Source organism: Deinococcus cellulosilyticus NBRC 106333 = KACC 11606 (assembly GCF_007990775.1).
Taxonomy (GTDB): domain Bacteria; phylum Deinococcota; class Deinococci; order Deinococcales; family Deinococcaceae; genus Deinococcus_C; species Deinococcus_C cellulosilyticus.
The window spans coordinates 24,784-39,510 of the sequence record NZ_BJXB01000009.1 but is presented as its reverse complement, the minus strand read 5'-3'; the positions used below and the strand labels follow the sequence as shown (position 1 = coordinate 39,510).

At 58.5% G+C, this 14,727-nt stretch carries 16 protein-coding genes; 13 read left to right on the top strand and 3 right to left on the bottom strand.

Annotated features, from left to right (window positions below; genetic code table 11):
• The first annotated feature begins 14 nt into the window (after positions 1–14).
• The 4 genes from DC3_RS11285 (at position 15) to DC3_RS11270 (ending at position 3,384) form a co-directional block, all read left to right on the top strand.
• Positions 15–476 (top strand): alcohol dehydrogenase catalytic domain-containing protein, encoded by a 462-nt coding sequence (locus DC3_RS11285; RefSeq protein ID WP_146884480.1) that lies wholly within the window; start codon positions 15–17, stop codon positions 474–476.
• Entirely contained in the window at positions 395–1,015 is a 621-nt protein-coding gene (locus DC3_RS11280; RefSeq protein WP_146884479.1) for a zinc-binding dehydrogenase, read from the top strand. Before DC3_RS11285 ends, DC3_RS11280 begins: the two co-directional genes overlap by 82 nt.
• Positions 1,016–1,248: 233 nt before the next feature.
• Positions 1,249–1,827: an ATP-binding protein gene (locus tag DC3_RS11275; RefSeq protein ID WP_146884478.1), complete on the top strand. Its 579-nt coding sequence runs from the start codon at positions 1,249–1,251 to the stop codon at positions 1,825–1,827.
• A gap of 3 nt (positions 1,828–1,830) precedes the next feature.
• Positions 1,831–3,384, top strand: a complete 1,554-nt coding sequence (locus tag DC3_RS11270; protein WP_146884477.1) for a hypothetical protein — start codon at positions 1,831–1,833, stop codon at positions 3,382–3,384.
• Positions 3,385–3,456: 72 nt separating this feature from the next.
• Here DC3_RS11270 and DC3_RS29565 read toward each other — a convergent pair whose 3' ends face one another.
• Complete coding sequence (locus DC3_RS29565; RefSeq protein WP_222594747.1) at positions 3,457–3,627, bottom strand: hypothetical protein; 171 nt, start codon at positions 3,625–3,627, stop codon at positions 3,457–3,459.
• A 417-nt stretch (positions 3,628–4,044) separates the two neighbouring features.
• Here DC3_RS29565 and DC3_RS11265 point away from each other — a divergent pair, with 417 nt between their 5' ends.
• The 7 genes from DC3_RS11265 (at position 4,045) to DC3_RS11235 (ending at position 9,063) form a co-directional block, all read left to right on the top strand.
• Entirely contained in the window at positions 4,045–4,293 is a 249-nt protein-coding gene (locus DC3_RS11265; RefSeq protein WP_146884476.1) for a hypothetical protein, read from the top strand.
• 551 nt (positions 4,294–4,844) lie between these two features.
• Positions 4,845–5,261, top strand: coding sequence for a metal-dependent transcriptional regulator (locus DC3_RS11260; protein WP_146884475.1), 417 nt, complete (start codon positions 4,845–4,847; stop codon positions 5,259–5,261).
• Positions 5,258–6,370 (top strand): multicopper oxidase domain-containing protein, encoded by a 1,113-nt coding sequence (locus DC3_RS11255; RefSeq protein ID WP_146884474.1) that lies wholly within the window; start codon positions 5,258–5,260, stop codon positions 6,368–6,370. Before DC3_RS11260 ends, DC3_RS11255 begins: the two co-directional genes overlap by 4 nt.
• Entirely contained in the window at positions 6,367–7,566 is a 1,200-nt protein-coding gene (locus tag DC3_RS11250) for a ZIP family metal transporter (RefSeq protein WP_146884473.1), read from the top strand. The genes DC3_RS11255 and DC3_RS11250 overlap by 4 nt, the downstream gene beginning before the upstream one ends.
• A 311-nt stretch (positions 7,567–7,877) precedes the next feature.
• Positions 7,878–8,393, top strand: coding sequence for a hypothetical protein (locus DC3_RS11245; protein WP_146884472.1), 516 nt, complete (start codon positions 7,878–7,880; stop codon positions 8,391–8,393).
• A gap of 5 nt (positions 8,394–8,398) precedes the next feature.
• Positions 8,399–8,836 (top strand): hypothetical protein, encoded by a 438-nt coding sequence (locus DC3_RS11240; RefSeq protein WP_146884471.1) that lies wholly within the window; start codon positions 8,399–8,401, stop codon positions 8,834–8,836.
• Positions 8,836–9,063, top strand: a complete 228-nt coding sequence (locus DC3_RS11235) for a hypothetical protein (RefSeq protein WP_146884470.1) — start codon at positions 8,836–8,838, stop codon at positions 9,061–9,063. Before DC3_RS11240 ends, DC3_RS11235 begins: the two co-directional genes overlap by 1 nt.
• Here the strand turns inward: DC3_RS11235 and DC3_RS11230 are convergent.
• Together DC3_RS11230 and DC3_RS11225 are read right to left on the bottom strand one after the other, a co-directional pair.
• Positions 9,037–11,154 (bottom strand): tetratricopeptide repeat protein, encoded by a 2,118-nt coding sequence (locus DC3_RS11230; RefSeq protein ID WP_146884469.1) that lies wholly within the window; start codon positions 11,152–11,154, stop codon positions 9,037–9,039. The genes DC3_RS11235 and DC3_RS11230 overlap by 27 nt on opposite strands.
• Before the next feature lie 104 nt (positions 11,155–11,258).
• On the bottom strand, positions 11,259–12,182 hold the full coding sequence (locus DC3_RS11225) for a cation diffusion facilitator family transporter (protein WP_146884468.1): 924 nt from the start codon (positions 12,180–12,182) through the stop codon (positions 11,259–11,261).
• Positions 12,183–12,350: 168 nt separating this feature from the next.
• Between DC3_RS11225 and DC3_RS11220 the strand changes: the two genes are divergently transcribed.
• Both DC3_RS11220 and DC3_RS11215 read left to right on the top strand, forming a co-directional pair.
• A complete protein-coding gene (locus tag DC3_RS11220; protein ID WP_146884467.1) occupies positions 12,351–13,424 on the top strand; it encodes a hypothetical protein in 1,074 nt (357 codons plus the stop codon).
• A gap of 12 nt (positions 13,425–13,436) precedes the next feature.
• On the top strand, positions 13,437–14,390 hold the full coding sequence (locus DC3_RS11215; protein WP_146884466.1) for a vWA domain-containing protein: 954 nt from the start codon (positions 13,437–13,439) through the stop codon (positions 14,388–14,390).
• The last annotated feature ends 337 nt before the right edge of the window (positions 14,391–14,727 follow it).

The following is a 14,727-nucleotide window of genomic DNA, read 5'->3' as shown; positions in this document are numbered from 1 at the left end:
GCACTGGAGCGGTCATGAAAGCATTTGGTTTTGCTGCCCACCAGCCCATCACCGGCCTTGAGTGCCTGACGGAACGCTCTCTTGACGTGCCCACCGTGCCGGGGGTGGACCTGCTCATTGAGGTGCGGGCCGTCTCCATCAACCCGCTGGACCTCAGGGTCACCCGGGGCCTGACCGGGCAGACCCTCACCGAACCCCGCATTCTGGGCTGGGACGGCTCGGGGGTGGTGGTGGCCGTGGGGGATCAGGTGACGGGCTTTCAGGTGGGAGATGAAGTGTACTGGGCTGGGGAGTTCGACCGTCCTGGATCGTACAGCCAGTTCCAGCGGGTCGACCACCGCCTGGTGGCCCTGAAACCCCGTTCTTTTTGCGGCTGGAAGCGGCAGCCCTGCCGATGGTGGCCCTCACGGCGTGGGAGGGGCTCTTTGAATGCCTGGAAGTTCAGGAGCAGGACCGGGGCAAGACCCTCCTGGTGATCGGCGGTGCGGGAGGGGTGGGGAGCATGGTGATCCAGCTGGCAAAACACGCGGGCCTGCGGGTGATCGCCACGGCCTCCCGGGACGTGTCGCACGACTGGGCGCTGGACATGGGAGCGGACCTGGTGGTGCACCCCGGGGAACTGCTGAGGCAAATTCCTCATTCGAGTGTGGATTTCATTTTCAATGCGGTGGATGTAGGGCTGTACTGGCAGCAGATGGTCACCCTGATCCGGCCCCGGGGGAAGATCGTGGCCGTTCGGCACACCGCAGAAAAAGTCCCCCTGGGAGATTTGTTCAACAAACGGGTGAGTTTCCACTGGGAGATGGTGTTCATCCGTCCCGACACCCAGGCCGGGGACCTGTCCGAGGTGGGAAAGATCCTGAAGCAGGTGGCTGAGTTGGTGGACCACAAGGTGCTGAAGTCCGTGCTGGGACTGCACCTGGGTCCCAGCACCCTCCAAAACCTTCGTGAGGCCCACCGGGTGCTGAGGTCAGCTCAAACGGTGGGCAAGGAGGTGCTGGCAGGCTGGAAGTGAAAGGCCTGTCTGGCCCATACCGAAAGAAGGACGTTCCATCCTCTTTTTTGTGCCTCAAGTTTGCTGGTCACACCCATTGGGCCTTTTTCGTCGTGTTCATCCTCTCTTGGGGTAAACCGGCTCAAGCTGTCACTGCTGGTCACTGGGGGTGCTTTTGTGGCCGTGGCCTGTGAGGTCCTCTGCCCAGGCCAGAATGTGACGCCCTGCTCACAAATCCGATAAGATGTTCTGGTATGAGCAGATTCGGTTTTGAACTTCAGGGTTTCATGAAGTCTCTGTCGGACTTCAAAAACAAACCGTTTCAGCCTTTGTTTGAAGCTGTGTCCAACGCCATACATGCCCTGGAAGACCGCAAAAACATCCTGGGGGACCTCTCGGGTTCGGGCAGCATCCTGATCACCCTTCAGAGGGACATTCAACAAGAACCCCTGGACCTGGACCTCAGCCGAACTGTGGTGCATCCCATTCAGGCCATCGAAGTCCGCGACAACGGGATCGGTTTCAATGAAGCCAACCACCAGTCTTTCTTCACCATTTTTTCCATGCACAAAGCAGAACGGGGTGGAAAAGGCATAGGTCGCCTGACCTACCTGAAGGTGTTCGAACAAATCCAGGTTGAAAGCTGCTTTTTTGACCATGAACGCGAGGTGTACTTGAAGCGCACCTTCAGCTGCGATGTCGAACAAAACATCTTTGGGGAAGACATCGAAGAAATCCCACCTCAGGACACACACACCACCGTTCGGTTGTTGCAGCCAAAAGCAGAGTACGTTGAACTTCTCAGGAAGTCCGGTGAGCACATCGCCAAGTAAATCATGCAACACTTCCTGATTTACTTTTCAGCGGAGAAAGCAGCCTCCATTGTGCTGCATGACCTGACCCGCCAGGGGCTGCAGGAAGTGGACATCACCCGGATGTTCAAAGATGAAATGCTCTCCTCGGTGGTGTTGGATCACCTGAAACTCGGAGGGGAGAACTTCACCATCCGTTACGTCCGCACCAAACGGGCCCCTGGAAACACCAACAAAATCTACCTGTGTGCCAATGGTCGGGAAGTGGTGGGACGAAACCTGGCCAGTTTCGTGCCCAAAATCCCCAGGCAGGGCAGCCTCGGAAAGGAAGAAAAGTTCTACTTGCTGCCCTGCGTGACAGGGGACTTCCTGGACCGTCACGTGAAACCTGAACGGACCGCTTTTGACATTCCCATGCGTTCAGAGTTTGACGGCACAGAAGACCCCGAAGAAACCCTGATCACCCTTGAACGCATTTTTGGAGATGTGGGCAGCCGTGCTGCAGTGCACCTGTCTGATGTGATCACCGCCATCAAAACCGAAGAGCAAGACGCCTTGAGGAACTACATCTTTCAAGAACCCCGGCGGCGCGCAAAATACCGAGCCCTGGTGGAAAACCCCAGGTACCGTCCCCTGCTGGAACAATTGAATTTGCCACAGAATCCGAAGCCCAGTGATTTTGAATTGGCTTTGACCACAGCCCGCATCAAGATCGAAGAGGACATCCACCGGGAATCTCAGGAGTTGTACCAGGCCCGCCCGGATGGCCCAGGGGTCAGTTTGGAAGCGTTGCGGGACCGCCACAATGCCTTGATGGAGCAACTGGATGTGCTTAAACAGATGGATTTGGTGGATTACGTGGTGCACAGAAAAATGATCCTGGAGTACCTGGAAAAATCACTGGAGTGGTCCAAAGAAGAAAAATACATGTTGGAGGAAGCGGTGCACCGCATCTTCCATCCCCTGAACACCTCTTCGGACAGCATCCACCAGAACTTTCAGAACCTCTGGGTGCTGGACGAACGGCTGATGTACCACTCTTACCTGGCTTCGGACATGAAACTTGCATCGAACAAGCACACCGATTCGGAGAGTTTGCTGGAGCCCGACATGTACCTGGCTTTCGATGAACAGTATTTCGACAACCCCCATGCTTACCGGCAGGGTGAACGCTCCCCATCGGTGGTGATCATTGAATTCAAACGTCCAGGCAAAAACCAGTACGTGTACGGACACCCCAAAAAAGACCCCCTGGAGCAGGTCAGGGGCTACGCCAAGAAAGTCAAGGCGGGGAAAATCAAGTCTCACACAGGCAAAACGGTCGGTACTGCCGAAGGGGCTCAGTTCTTTGGGTACATCGTCATCGACTTCACCGAAGAAGCCAGAACCCTGCTGGAACGCTATGCAGATGTCGGGCTTTTGCAGGCAGACTTCGCAAAATTCCGGTACTTCGGGTATTTCAAAGATGCAGGCATCTACCTGGAAGTGATCGACCTGGGCTCGTTGATTGATGAAGCCAAATTGCGCAGTCAATTTCTGTTCCAGCGCCTGGGCATTGATGAAACCAAAGTGCTGTAGGACTTTTGCCTCATGCCCCTGGAGTTTCATCGCGCCTCATTTGAGTGGGTTGATCCAGTGGAGGTTGCAAGTTTACCTGGCGTCAGGAACCTGGCAACCCTGCTTTAACCACTGTGGATACAAGATTTCACTGTGCAGTTGCTTCATGAGGCCCAGCACAATCAAATGGTGCATCAGGTACAGCAGACCTCCCAGCACCACCACACCCAGCATCACCGATGCCCATTTTGCATTCCTGTTCAAGACTTTGGGAGAATTGGTGCATGAACCGATTTTAACGGTATAAGTGGAAATTTGGTGATCAGCACAACACTTTGGCAGTTCAAAACCTTCAATGTGCTGACAGGACACCCTCCATTGAGCAGGCCCGCCTGGCCCACGCCTGCAAGCGAGACCGCAGTCTGAACCCCAGACCACACAAGCAGATTCACCTGGGCACACCGGTTCCTGGGACAGATCTTTGCCTTTCTCGAAGCCTCTATCCAGCAGCCCTCAATTTGCCCCTACCCCTGACGGTGACAAGGAAACAGGGCAAGTCCCTGCTGGTCTCCATCCCTTGCAATGAGACCAACAGCAATCTCAAACGCCAACCCCACAGGACACCCTTGCCCAAAAGCTGGACCCCCCTCGACGCCCTGCACAGGATCCCGGCGGATGTCCATGCCCCACTTCACCCCCCTCGAACTGGCCAACGCCCTGCTCCGCCAGCTGACCCTCAACGAAAAAACCCAGCAGGTCAGCTGCATCAGGTCCAACACCCTGCTTGGACCGGACGACCTGAACCTCCAACCCCTCCCCACGGCTTCGGACAGTCCGCCCCCCACCTTGCTGAGGGCACGCAATGATTTGCGAGAAAAGAATTTTTCACGAATTTCCCTTGTTCTCCTCAGATTTTTTCAGTTTGATTGAAACATCCTTCTCCGGAGGGCCAGCAGCATTCTCAGTGCCAGTGTCAAGGTTCATGCTCTGGCCTGGTCCAGGAAAAGCAGCACAGCAAAAATGGCCAGGACCGACCCACCAGACAATCGGTAAACCACCATGAGAGGAAAGGTTTCCTGGATCCGAAGCCACCAGAACACCAGAGGCACCAGGGCCAGTTGCCCATTGAATTCTGTGAGCACACTGGAAAACCCAAACCCATGACTAAAACAGCAGGGCGCCCTTCCACCAGGACCATTCCATCACTCCTGGAGATGGAAGCCTACAGGGTAGGTTCCAGCGTCCAAAGCAGCAGGAACAGCATCGGATCATGGCCCTGCCAAAGGTGGGTCATGTCATACACAGCATGATGTAGTGGCCCAGGACATCCACCGAGGGTTCAGTTGGGCTGGGGGCACGGTGAGATTACCCAGATTCACTTGGCCAACTGCACTGCTGTTCAGATGTATGGGTTTCGCTACACTCAGATCATGATTTTAATGGACCTTGCAAAAGATTTAGGCATGCCTAATAATTAAGGCATGAGACACCAGGACTTGACCCCCTCCACCCAGGACTACCTCAAACACCTCCTGGACCTCGGTGAACAGGTCACCCCAGGCAGGCTCGCCCAACACCTGCAGGTCAAACCCCCCTCCGTTACCGGAAAGCTCAGGCACCTCCAGCAGCAAGGCCTCATCCAGCACACCCCCTACCACACCATCACCCTCACCGAAACTGGAAGGACCCTTGCACAAAACATCCAGCGGCACCACCAGCTCCTCACCCTTTACCTCCACCAGGTGCTCGGCTACAGCATCGAAGACGCAAAGCGGGAAGCCGAAACCTTAGAGCACCACATCAGCGAAAAACTTGAAGACCGCCTGTATGCATTGCTCGGCCAGCCCACCGAAGACCTCACCGGCCACCCCATTCAACAAAGGAGCAGCACCCCATGAAAACCCCACTTGCAACCCGCCGGAACATGCTCAAAGGCCTCAGTGGCCTGCTGGGCCTGCTGGGCCTCACCACCCTGGTGAAAGCCCAGACCCACCAGGGCCACCCGGAAAACACCACCACGCCCCACAGCAAACACACCGGCGACAACAACCGCATGCTGGGCACCGTGAACCATCAGGAAAACGGCTTTGACCCCATGCTGATGCTGGTCGATTTCGATTACGGCAAGGTCTCCACCCTCCCCTCCGGCCAGACCCTCAGGGAGTACACCATTTACGCCCAGGACAAAGAAATCGAAATTGCCCCCGGGGTGAAATTCGCCGCCTGGACCTACAACGGACGGGTCCCGGGCCCCAGTTTCCGCTGCACCGAAGGGGACCGCCTCAGGATCAAGTTCGTGAACACCAGCAGCCACCCCCACACCATCCACTTCCACGGCATCCACCCCGCTGAGATGGACGGCACCATCCTCAATGCCCCGGAAATCCAGCCCGGGGGAAGTTTCACCTATGAGTTTGACGCCGAGCCTTTCGGGTGCCACCTGTACCACTGCCATGCGTTGCCTTTAAAACGCCACATCCACAAAGGCCTGTACGGCGCGTTCATCGTGGACCCCAAGGAAGGCCGCCCCCCCGCCAAGGAACTCATCATGGTGATGAACGCCTTTGACACCAACTTCGACAATGCGAATGACATTTACGCCGTAAACACCGTGGCCTTTGCCTACGCCAACACCCCCATCCCCCTGATGGTCGGGGAGCGGGTGCGGATTTACCTGATCAACATCCTGGAATTCGACTTCATCAACTCCTTTCACCTGCACGCCAACATGTTCGACTACTACGACCACGGCACCACCCTCACCCCCACCTCCAAGACCGTGGACACCATCTCACAGGTGCAGGGCCAGCGGGGCATCCTGGAATTCAGCTATCGCTTCCCCGGGCAGTACATGTTCCACCCCCACATCAGTGAATTCACCGAACTCGGCTGGATGGGACACTTCAACGTGGTGAAAAAAGAAGATTACGAAGAGGCCCTGAAAAACAGCGGGGTGGACATGACCTGGCACCAGAAGAGCATGCAGGGCAAAGGAGGCAAGTCATGAGCACCGGACCCACCATAGACACCCCCAACAACAAAAGTGGCCTGTGGGGCTTCATGATCGTCCCCTTGATTTTGCTCGGGGTCTTGCTGGCCTACCTGCTCACCACTGGTGGAGGCCTGCAGAACCTCTCTGGTCCTCCTGTTGAGCACGTCACCGTGCAGCAAGTCAGGTTGCCCGATGCCCAGACCATCCAACTCACCGTCGTCAACGATGGACCCCAGGAGGTCACCATCCCGCAACTGATGGTCGATGACGCCTTCTGGACCTTCACGGCTAAGCCGTCCAACACCATCCCCAGGTTTGGCAGTGCCACCTTCACCATTCCCTACCACTGGGTGCAGGACGAAGCCCACCTGATTGCCCTGATGACCTCGACCGGCACCGTGTTCGAGCATGAAATCCCGGTGGCCGTGTTGACGCCGAGTTTCTCCGGGGACCTCTTGTGGCGTTTCGCCCTGATTGGCCTGTACGTTGGCATCATCCCGGTTGCCCTGGGTGTCCTCTGGTACCCGTGGATGCGCTCGCTCTCCAGGCGGGCCATGAACTTCATCCTCTCCCTGACCCTGGGCCTGCTGGTGTACCTGGCGATTGGCACCTGGCTGGACGCCACCGAATTCGCCGCTGAACTCCCCGCTTTCATTCAGGGCCTGCCCGTCACCATTCTGATTGCCCTGCTGGTGCTCTTCACCTTGATTTTGCTGGGACGCCGGGAGAAGAAAGCCGGAGAAAAACCCTCCAACCTGTCCCTGAGTTACCGCATCGCCTTCGGGATTGGCCTGCACAACCTCGGGGAAGGCCTCGCCATCGGGGCAGCCTTCGCAGCTGGTGAGGCCGCTCTGGGCACTTTCCTGGTGATTGGCTTCACCCTGCACAACATCACCGAAGGGGTGGGGATCGCTGCCCCGATCCTCAAGAAGAACCCGGGGATCAAGCACTTCATCCTGCTGGTCTTGATTGCAGGCTTCCCAGCCATCCTCGGGACCTGGATTGGTGGGTTTGCCTTCAACCCCATCCTGGCCACCCTGTTCCTCGCCATCGGTGTGGGAGCCATCCTGCAGGTGGTTTTCGAAGTGGGCCTCCTGGTCAAGAAAGACGACGAGAAAGCCCAGGTGAACCCCCTGAACTGGGTGAACTTCACCGGCTTCACGGCCGGGGTGCTGGTGATGTACTTCACCGCCTTCCTGGTCAAATTCTGAAGCTCAGGAACTCCAGCACCCCTGCGGGGGTGCTGTTCTCATGTTCGATTCCCGACCATGGTGCAACCGAATCACCCAGGAAAAGTGATCTGGTCTGCGCAAAGTGAGCACAGCCCAGGTTACCTTTGCTGCCTTTCCTTCCAGAGAGGTGAATTTCTTGCTGACGTTCCTGCTTTCAGCAAAAGTGCTGTTTCACCGTGATGCTGAAACAGCACTTTTGCTGAAACCGCTTGTTGCGCAATGCAACAATGGGCGGATCAGGACATCATTTTCGCGTTTCGCGAAATGCGAAAATCTGCTACACTCATCCCATGAACCTCAAAGACCAGGACGTGCTCTTGCTGGTGGTCCTGACCTCCACCTCCGCACCCCCTCAGGGCTACCAGGGGCTCGCGGACTTCACCGGCATCAGCCTCAGTGAAACCCACAGCAGCATCAAACGCCTGGACCGCAGCGGCCTGGTCCACAAGGGCGAAGTGGGTTTCAAAGCCCATTCACAGCGGGCCCTGGAATTCTTCCTGCACGCCATCAAATACCTCTACCCGCCCGAATATGGACCGGAGACGCGGGGCGTTGCCACCCTGCACCACGTCTTACCCTTCAGCGAACACTTCCCGGAAGAAACCCCCCGCACGGTGTGGCCGGATGCAGAAGGCACCCAGCGGGGTACTGCCCTCATCCCCATCCACAAGTACGCCCCCAGCATTGCCCGAAACCACCCCCAGGTGCACCAGACCCTGGCCCTGCTCGACGCCCTGAGGGCCGGACGGAACCGGGAACGCACACTGGCCGAAAAACACCTCTCCAAAAGGCTCTCTCAGCCATAAACAACATGGACAACCTGGCCCTGCTCAGGCACACCCTGCAACTCCTGCAGCCGGTGCTGGATGAAGTGGTGCTGGTGGGTGGCATGGCCACCGGCCTGCTGATCACCGATGCCGGTGCTGAACAGGTGCGGTACACCAGAGACATTGACCTGCTCATCCATGTCAGCACCCTGGGGGAGTACTACCAGTTCAGTGAAAAGCTCCGCAAGTTGGGGTTCAGCGAAGACACCACCGAAGACGCCCCCATGTGCCGCTGGAAAAGGTTGGACACCCTGCTGGATGTGATGACGCCCGATGCCCAGGTGCTGGGCTTCACCAACCGGTGGTACGAGCCCTCCCTCCACCACACCCTGAAGTTTACCCTGGACGGACTTGATGTGCGGGTGGTGGACTCCTGGCCACCAAACTCGAAGCCTACAAAGGGCGCGGGCAAGGGGACCTGATGTGCAGCCACGACATGGAAGACATCCTCAGCGTGATGGACGGACGCCCGGAACTCACCCATGAAATTCAGGCCGCATCCCCTGAACTCAGGGGATACCTCAAAGCAGAATTCACGCAGATCATGGGGGACCCCAACTTCGAGTGGTGGCTGGAAGGGTTCACCCCGATGCATGCCAGGAGCCGGACGGAGATCCTGCGGTCACGCCTTCAGGCCCTGGTTCAGTGAAGCTTCACCCCCGCTCGGAGTTCGGCCCAGCGGGGTGACGAACTCATCCGGGAAGAACACCTGACTGCCCGCCCCGAGGGTGTCTCCCACAAGGGAAAGCAGTTTGCGAAGCCGGGCCTCCACCCCTTCAGGGGTGACCTTCAAAACCTCCAGCCGGTCCTGTTCTCTGAGTTCAGGGTAGAGTTTCTTCACTTTCTCCCTGTCCGAGAACACCCGTTTCACCTGCTCCAGCAGGACTTGCACGATGTCTTCGCCCTGGATGTCCCGTCCCTGCTCATCGATGAGGTGCAGGCCACTGCTCACCACTTCTTCTTTCAGGGACGCCTCTCCCTTCAGGGGGTAAGTTTCGGCAAATTCAAACACCTGCCCGTCCCCTCCCCTGGAGGTGAGTTTCACGGTGAGGTCCCCGTCCCTGGCCTCACCGAGTTTCACGGTCACCCCGGGCACCTTCAGTCCACTGAGACCGGGTTGCTGCACGGGCTCTGCCCGTCCGGAAGCCAGCACCTTGCCGTCTTGCACAAACTGGTAGGTGAAGGTGAGGGGCAAGGGCAGCACCCCCTCGCAGCGCACATTCCAGTTGGAACTGAGGACCAGTTTGCGTTTGAGCACCGTGATCTTCTCCCCGTTCCCCAGGGTCCAGGGGTTCTCTCCGAGTTTCGGGGTGCAGGTTGCCCCAACCACCCGGGAGAGCCGGTCTCTGGCTTTTTCCCCCTGTTCCCCACCTGCGGATTTCAGGTAGGTTTTCAGGTCTGCACTGGCATGCCGGTAACTGCCCACCTGCTCGTCAAGCACCGCATGGAAGTACAGTTTGACCGGGTTCTGGAGGGTCCACAGTTCTTTTAAAGCCACCCGGGTGTCACTTGCGCTGCTCACCTGCAAGGCCTTCCCGTAGGATTCCTCGGCCTCCTTCTCCTGCCCGGCGGCCAGCTGGTAGAGGCCCAGCCGGTACCTGGAGGTCGCATCCTGGGGGTCGAGGGTCAATGCCCGTTTGACGGTGGTGAGGGCCTCAGCTGACTTGCCCAGTTTGAAGTTGGCCCAGGACAGGTCCGTCCAGTAAGGAAGCCATTTGGGGTTCAGATCGGTGAGCTGCTCAAGGGTTGCTTTCGCTCCCTTCCACTCGGCTTTTTGCAGTTGCACCCCCTGCAGGCCCCGGAGGCTGAACTCCGAATTCGGGGTGAGGGAGGCAAGGGTCCTGCGGGTGTCTTTGATGGAGGGAAGTTGGGCGTGAATGAGTGCGGCCTGCAACTGGGACGTCACCCCCCGGTCCGCCGGAGACCAGTTTGCAGGGAGTTTCCCCCCCCGGTTCCAGTGGAAGACCTCAGAGAGGGTCTTTGCGAAGGGCAAGGTGGTGTTTGCCAGCAGTTGATCGGCTTTCTCCGTTTGCCCCTGCCCTTCCAGCAAAACCGCCTGGTGCACCTTCAGGGCAGGCAAGGAGAGGTCCAGTCCAGGCAGGTCACCAGGTTTCAGCATCAGGGCCAGGTAAGCCCGCTCCTGCCAGGTGTTGGGCTTTGTGATCCCTTCCAGCAGACCTTTGCCCAGCTTCCCTTCCGGGATGGTTCTCTTTTGTGCCTCCAGGATGTTGAAGGTTTTGAGGTCCAGCAGGAGTGGAGCAGCGGTGTTGGAGGTGAGTTCCACTTTGTGGGGTTTGAGCCCGAGGAGCCGGGCCACCCCTTCCACGGTCTGGGTCCGCAGCAGGTCCCCCTGTCCGGTGACGGTGAGGGTTTTTTCTTTTTTCCCCTGCCTGACCCGCACGGTGACTTTGTTTCCAGAAACCACACCACCCACCACGGTGTCCACCCCCAGTGCGTCCTGGAGAACAAGCAGGTGCTCCCCTAAAGTCACTTCACTGAAACCCTCCCCGTAGAGCACCTCCATGGGCAGTAAGGGCCCCTGAGGGGTCATCACGGGAGGGGTGAACACCTGGGTGTGGAAGGGCTTTAAAAACCCCAGGTGAACGGCGAGGTCATGGGACAGGAGTGCAGAGAGGCCCTCATCGGTTTTCTTTTCGGCACCCAGCCAGCCCACCGCCCCGGACGTCTGGGCATGACCGGTGGAGACGAGGAGGGTGAAGGTGAGAAGGAACCGTTTCATGCTTTGACCATAACACCCTTCACAGCCAGAGGGAGTGACCTCGCTTGCAGTTGAAAAGTGGACCTTTTTCGGGTCCACTTTTAGGCTTCAGAACAGGGTTTTTGTCACACCCCATGTGGGGAGGCTTGTGGGCATGGGAGGTCCCCAGGTTCTTCTACCTGCACGGTGACGTGCTCGATGCCGAAGTGGTCGTGCAGGTCTTTTCTGAGCTGTCTGTGGAAATCCAGGCTGTTCTGGGGCACTTCCATCACCAGGTGCACGGTGAGGGCGGTTTCGGTGGTGCCAAAAGCCCACACATGCAGGTCGTGCACCTCCACCACCCCAGGAACCTTTTGCAGGTGGTTCTGGATTTTGTCCAGCTGGATGCCGTGGGGGACGCCAGCCAGGGCGAGGCGCAGGGATTCCCTGAGGAGGCCCCAGGTGCCCAGGGTGATGACCAGGGCCACCAGCAGGCTCACCATGGGGTCCAGCCAGGTCCAGCCGGTGTACAGGTAGACGATGCCGGACACCACCACACCGACTGAGACCAGGGCGTCGGCCATCAGGTGCTGGAAGGCCCCGCGCACATTGAGGTCCCCTTTTTGTCCTTTTGCGAAGAGCATGGCGGTGGTGAAGTTGATCATGATGCCGAGGGAGGCCACCAGGATCACGGTGTTCCCCTGGATGGGTTCTGGGTGCTGCAGGCGTTCGATGGCTTCCCAGACGATGATGCCCACGGCGATCAGCAGGAGCACAGCGTTGGTGAGGGAGGCGAGGATGCCGGTGCTTTTCAGCCCGTAGGTGTACTTTGCAGAGGGCTTACGGGTGGCCAGCAGGACTGCGGTGTAGGCGAGGATCAGGCTGATCACGTCGCTGAAGTTGTGGCTGGCGTCGCTGACCAGGGCCAGGGATTTGGACATGAGGCCGTAGATGAGTTCAGCAAAAACGTAGGTCAGGTTGAGGGTGATGCCAATGAGGAAGGCTTTGCCAAAATTGGCCGGGGCATGGCTGTGCGTGTGTGAATGTCCGTGTGGGTGGTGGTGTCCCATGGTTCCTCCGGGGTGGTGCTCCCTATGATTTGATTATATATGAATATTTGTTCATATATCAACCTGTCTCTCAACCCGCTGCATCCCAAGCAGGTGGTTGATCAGACGGTGGCTGTGCCCGACCCTGCAACTTTGCACCCCATGGACACGTAAAATGACAACAGAACCATGAACTGGCCTGAATGCTTCCATCCCACCGGGGTGACCCCTGAACCATCAAACCGCCCCGTGCGGCTGATGGACCTGTTTTACCTCACCCACGCTGGCCACACCGACCTGTGCGTGGTGGCCTCCCGCTTCGGAGGCGGGGTGACCCTGCTGAGAAAAGCCGACCTGAAAGACCACCCCGCCTTGCTGCAGGAACTGCAAGCGATGCACACCAGCACCTCCGGACGGCTCCCCATGCTCAGCACCCCGGCCCTCTTCGTCGGCCACATCACCCACATGACACATCTGGGGAATTTGCAGGGCCTCAACGACCCCTTGCAGGCCACCGGTGCCCTGGAAGGCCGCTGGACCCCGGCAGGCACCCAGGACCTGCACCAGGAGGGACATTTCACCCTCGGTCGCCTGGACGTGCTGCTCAGCGCACAACTCGGGTCAGGCCTCACCTTCACCTCCCTGGGGGACGTGCCCCAGCAGGTCTCCGCCCTCACCTTCCCGGCCAGCGGGCAAGACGACCGTTTGATGCGCCTGTACATGATGCACCCGGACCCCATGGGGGAACACATCGACAACCAGGACCTCATGCACCTCACCCTCAAAGGCCTGATTCAGGATCTGCAGGGGGACCTCCCGGACTTGCACCCCCTCAGGAAACTCCGCTGGCAAACGGCCCCTCCCACCACGCTGGTTGGACAGTTGAAACAGTTCCTGGCAGACACCGCAGACGATTCCCTTGCTGGAACCCTGCAGGTGCTGGACCGCCACCTGCCCGCCTTGCTGGGTGAACACGGCAAGGGCATCCACAAGGCCCAGCAGCAACGCTCGGTGTACGACGGACGGCCCCTCGGGGGTCCAAAAAACACCTCCCAGAAGCCTGGGTTTCCGGTTGAACCTGAAAAGCCCGCTCCTGCGGTCACCCCGGCCAAGGCCACCCCAGCACCACAAACGAAACCCAGAGCCCAGAAGACATGGGGGACGGACTTTGATCCGTCCCCTCCTCCCAAAAAGCCTTCCACAGAACCCGAGCAACCCGAAGCCTCTCCGCCTGCCCCGAAAGACTGGGATCAGGATTTTTGAAAGGACACACCCATGCCACTGGAAGTCAGAAAATTTGGTGCTTTGAACGAAGTCTTCAGCGACATTCACGGAGAAGAAGAAAACGGCCAGCTCAACGTCGAAGTGACCTTTGCGATTGATGCCACGGTGGAAAACCTGGCGGTGGCGTTCTACATGGACGGCAGCGGCAGCATGGAATCCAGCGGGGTGTACGGACGCAAAGGGGGCCTGTTTGGCCTTGGAAAACAAAAAAACCTGGTGGATGAAGCCATGAAAGTCTCCATCCCCTACCTCGCCCAGAAAGACGCCAACGGGAGTTGCCGGGTGGCCTACTGGGCCTGCGGACCGCAAGGGGACCAGATTGAACCGCTCGGGGAGGTCACCGAAGCGACCCTCTCCGGCCTGATGTTCGCCGGCCCAAAAGAAGACGGGGGGAACACCCTGCTGCTTCCCGCCGTGCGGGACTTCGTGCAGTACATCAAAGGACTCATCCAGAAAGGCGAACGGGTGGACGCGGCCCTGGGGGTGATCGTCACCGACGGGCACTTCCATGACAGCGAAGACGTCATCGAATACACCCATGACTTCCTGGCCAAAGCCATTGTGGAAGGCAAATTCCCCAAAACGGTCTTCACGGTCGTCGGGATCGGCAACGGGGTGAACGCCGAAATGATGGAAGAATTCTCCCATGAAGCCACCCCCGCAGACTTCCCGGGCCGGGAAATCTGGTGTTACGCCCTGGCCAGCGAAATCACCGCCCTGCCGCAACTGGTGGCCCACCTGGTGGACGCCAACACCCCCGCCTTCCACGGTGGAGCGCGCATCGAAGACGAGCAGGGCAGGACCGTGAAAACCTTCGAGGACATGGTGCCCACGGTGATTGCGTTTCCCCTGCCCACCTCCAGCCGCAGCTTCACCCTGGTCGCCGGGGACAAACGCATCACCCAGCGCATCGAAGTGGTGGAGGCCGAACACCACGAGGGGTGAACCAAACCCAAGTGGGGAAACCCATGCAAGAAATCTGAACCCTCACAGCCCTGTGGGATGAAGTTCCCATCCTGCATGAAAAAAGACCTGTGGTGTCACCATTTGGACCTGCCCTGGTCCCATGTGAACACGACCTGTTGCTGGAGCAGACCTGCCGCTTCAGGGGTTGCACCCTGCATGCTGGTACTGGACGTTTCGGTTGATCGTTGACTGCCTGGTCTGGGATTTCCCGCTGAAAGGCACATGGGATGTTGCTCACCTGTGCCATGGAGTCCCGAGTGTGCGGGGTGCAGTGGTAGCTGAACCCAAAGAACAGCAAAACCTCCTGGGGCACCCT

What these genes read in the sequence shown, in the direction of transcription:
- DC3_RS11285 (WP_146884480.1), top strand. Translation starts at nt 15, where the DNA reads ATGAAAGCATTTGGTTTTGCTGCCCACCAGCCCATCACCGGCCTTGAG.
- DC3_RS11250 (WP_146884473.1), top strand. Translation starts at nt 6,367, where the DNA reads ATGAGCACCGGACCCACCATAGACACCCCCAACAACAAAAGTGGCCTG.
- DC3_RS11220 (WP_146884467.1), top strand. Translation starts at nt 12,351, where the DNA reads ATGAACTGGCCTGAATGCTTCCATCCCACCGGGGTGACCCCTGAACCA.
- DC3_RS11280 (WP_146884479.1), top strand. Translation starts at nt 395, where the DNA reads ATGGTGGCCCTCACGGCGTGGGAGGGGCTCTTTGAATGCCTGGAAGTT.
- DC3_RS11275 (WP_146884478.1), top strand. Translation starts at nt 1,249, where the DNA reads ATGAGCAGATTCGGTTTTGAACTTCAGGGTTTCATGAAGTCTCTGTCG.
- DC3_RS11230 (WP_146884469.1), bottom strand. Translation starts at nt 11,154, where the DNA reads ATGAAACGGTTCCTTCTCACCTTCACCCTCCTCGTCTCCACCGGTCAT.
- DC3_RS11265 (WP_146884476.1), top strand. Translation starts at nt 4,045, where the DNA reads ATGCCCCACTTCACCCCCCTCGAACTGGCCAACGCCCTGCTCCGCCAG.
- DC3_RS11235 (WP_146884470.1), top strand. Translation starts at nt 8,836, where the DNA reads ATGTGCAGCCACGACATGGAAGACATCCTCAGCGTGATGGACGGACGC.
- DC3_RS11215 (WP_146884466.1), top strand. Translation starts at nt 13,437, where the DNA reads ATGCCACTGGAAGTCAGAAAATTTGGTGCTTTGAACGAAGTCTTCAGC.
- DC3_RS11270 (WP_146884477.1), top strand. Translation starts at nt 1,831, where the DNA reads ATGCAACACTTCCTGATTTACTTTTCAGCGGAGAAAGCAGCCTCCATT.
- DC3_RS11245 (WP_146884472.1), top strand. Translation starts at nt 7,878, where the DNA reads ATGAACCTCAAAGACCAGGACGTGCTCTTGCTGGTGGTCCTGACCTCC.
- DC3_RS11225 (WP_146884468.1), bottom strand. Translation starts at nt 12,182, where the DNA reads ATGGGACACCACCACCCACACGGACATTCACACACGCACAGCCATGCC.
- DC3_RS11255 (WP_146884474.1), top strand. Translation starts at nt 5,258, where the DNA reads ATGAAAACCCCACTTGCAACCCGCCGGAACATGCTCAAAGGCCTCAGT.
- DC3_RS11260 (WP_146884475.1), top strand. Translation starts at nt 4,845, where the DNA reads ATGAGACACCAGGACTTGACCCCCTCCACCCAGGACTACCTCAAACAC.
- DC3_RS11240 (WP_146884471.1), top strand. Translation starts at nt 8,399, where the DNA reads ATGGACAACCTGGCCCTGCTCAGGCACACCCTGCAACTCCTGCAGCCG.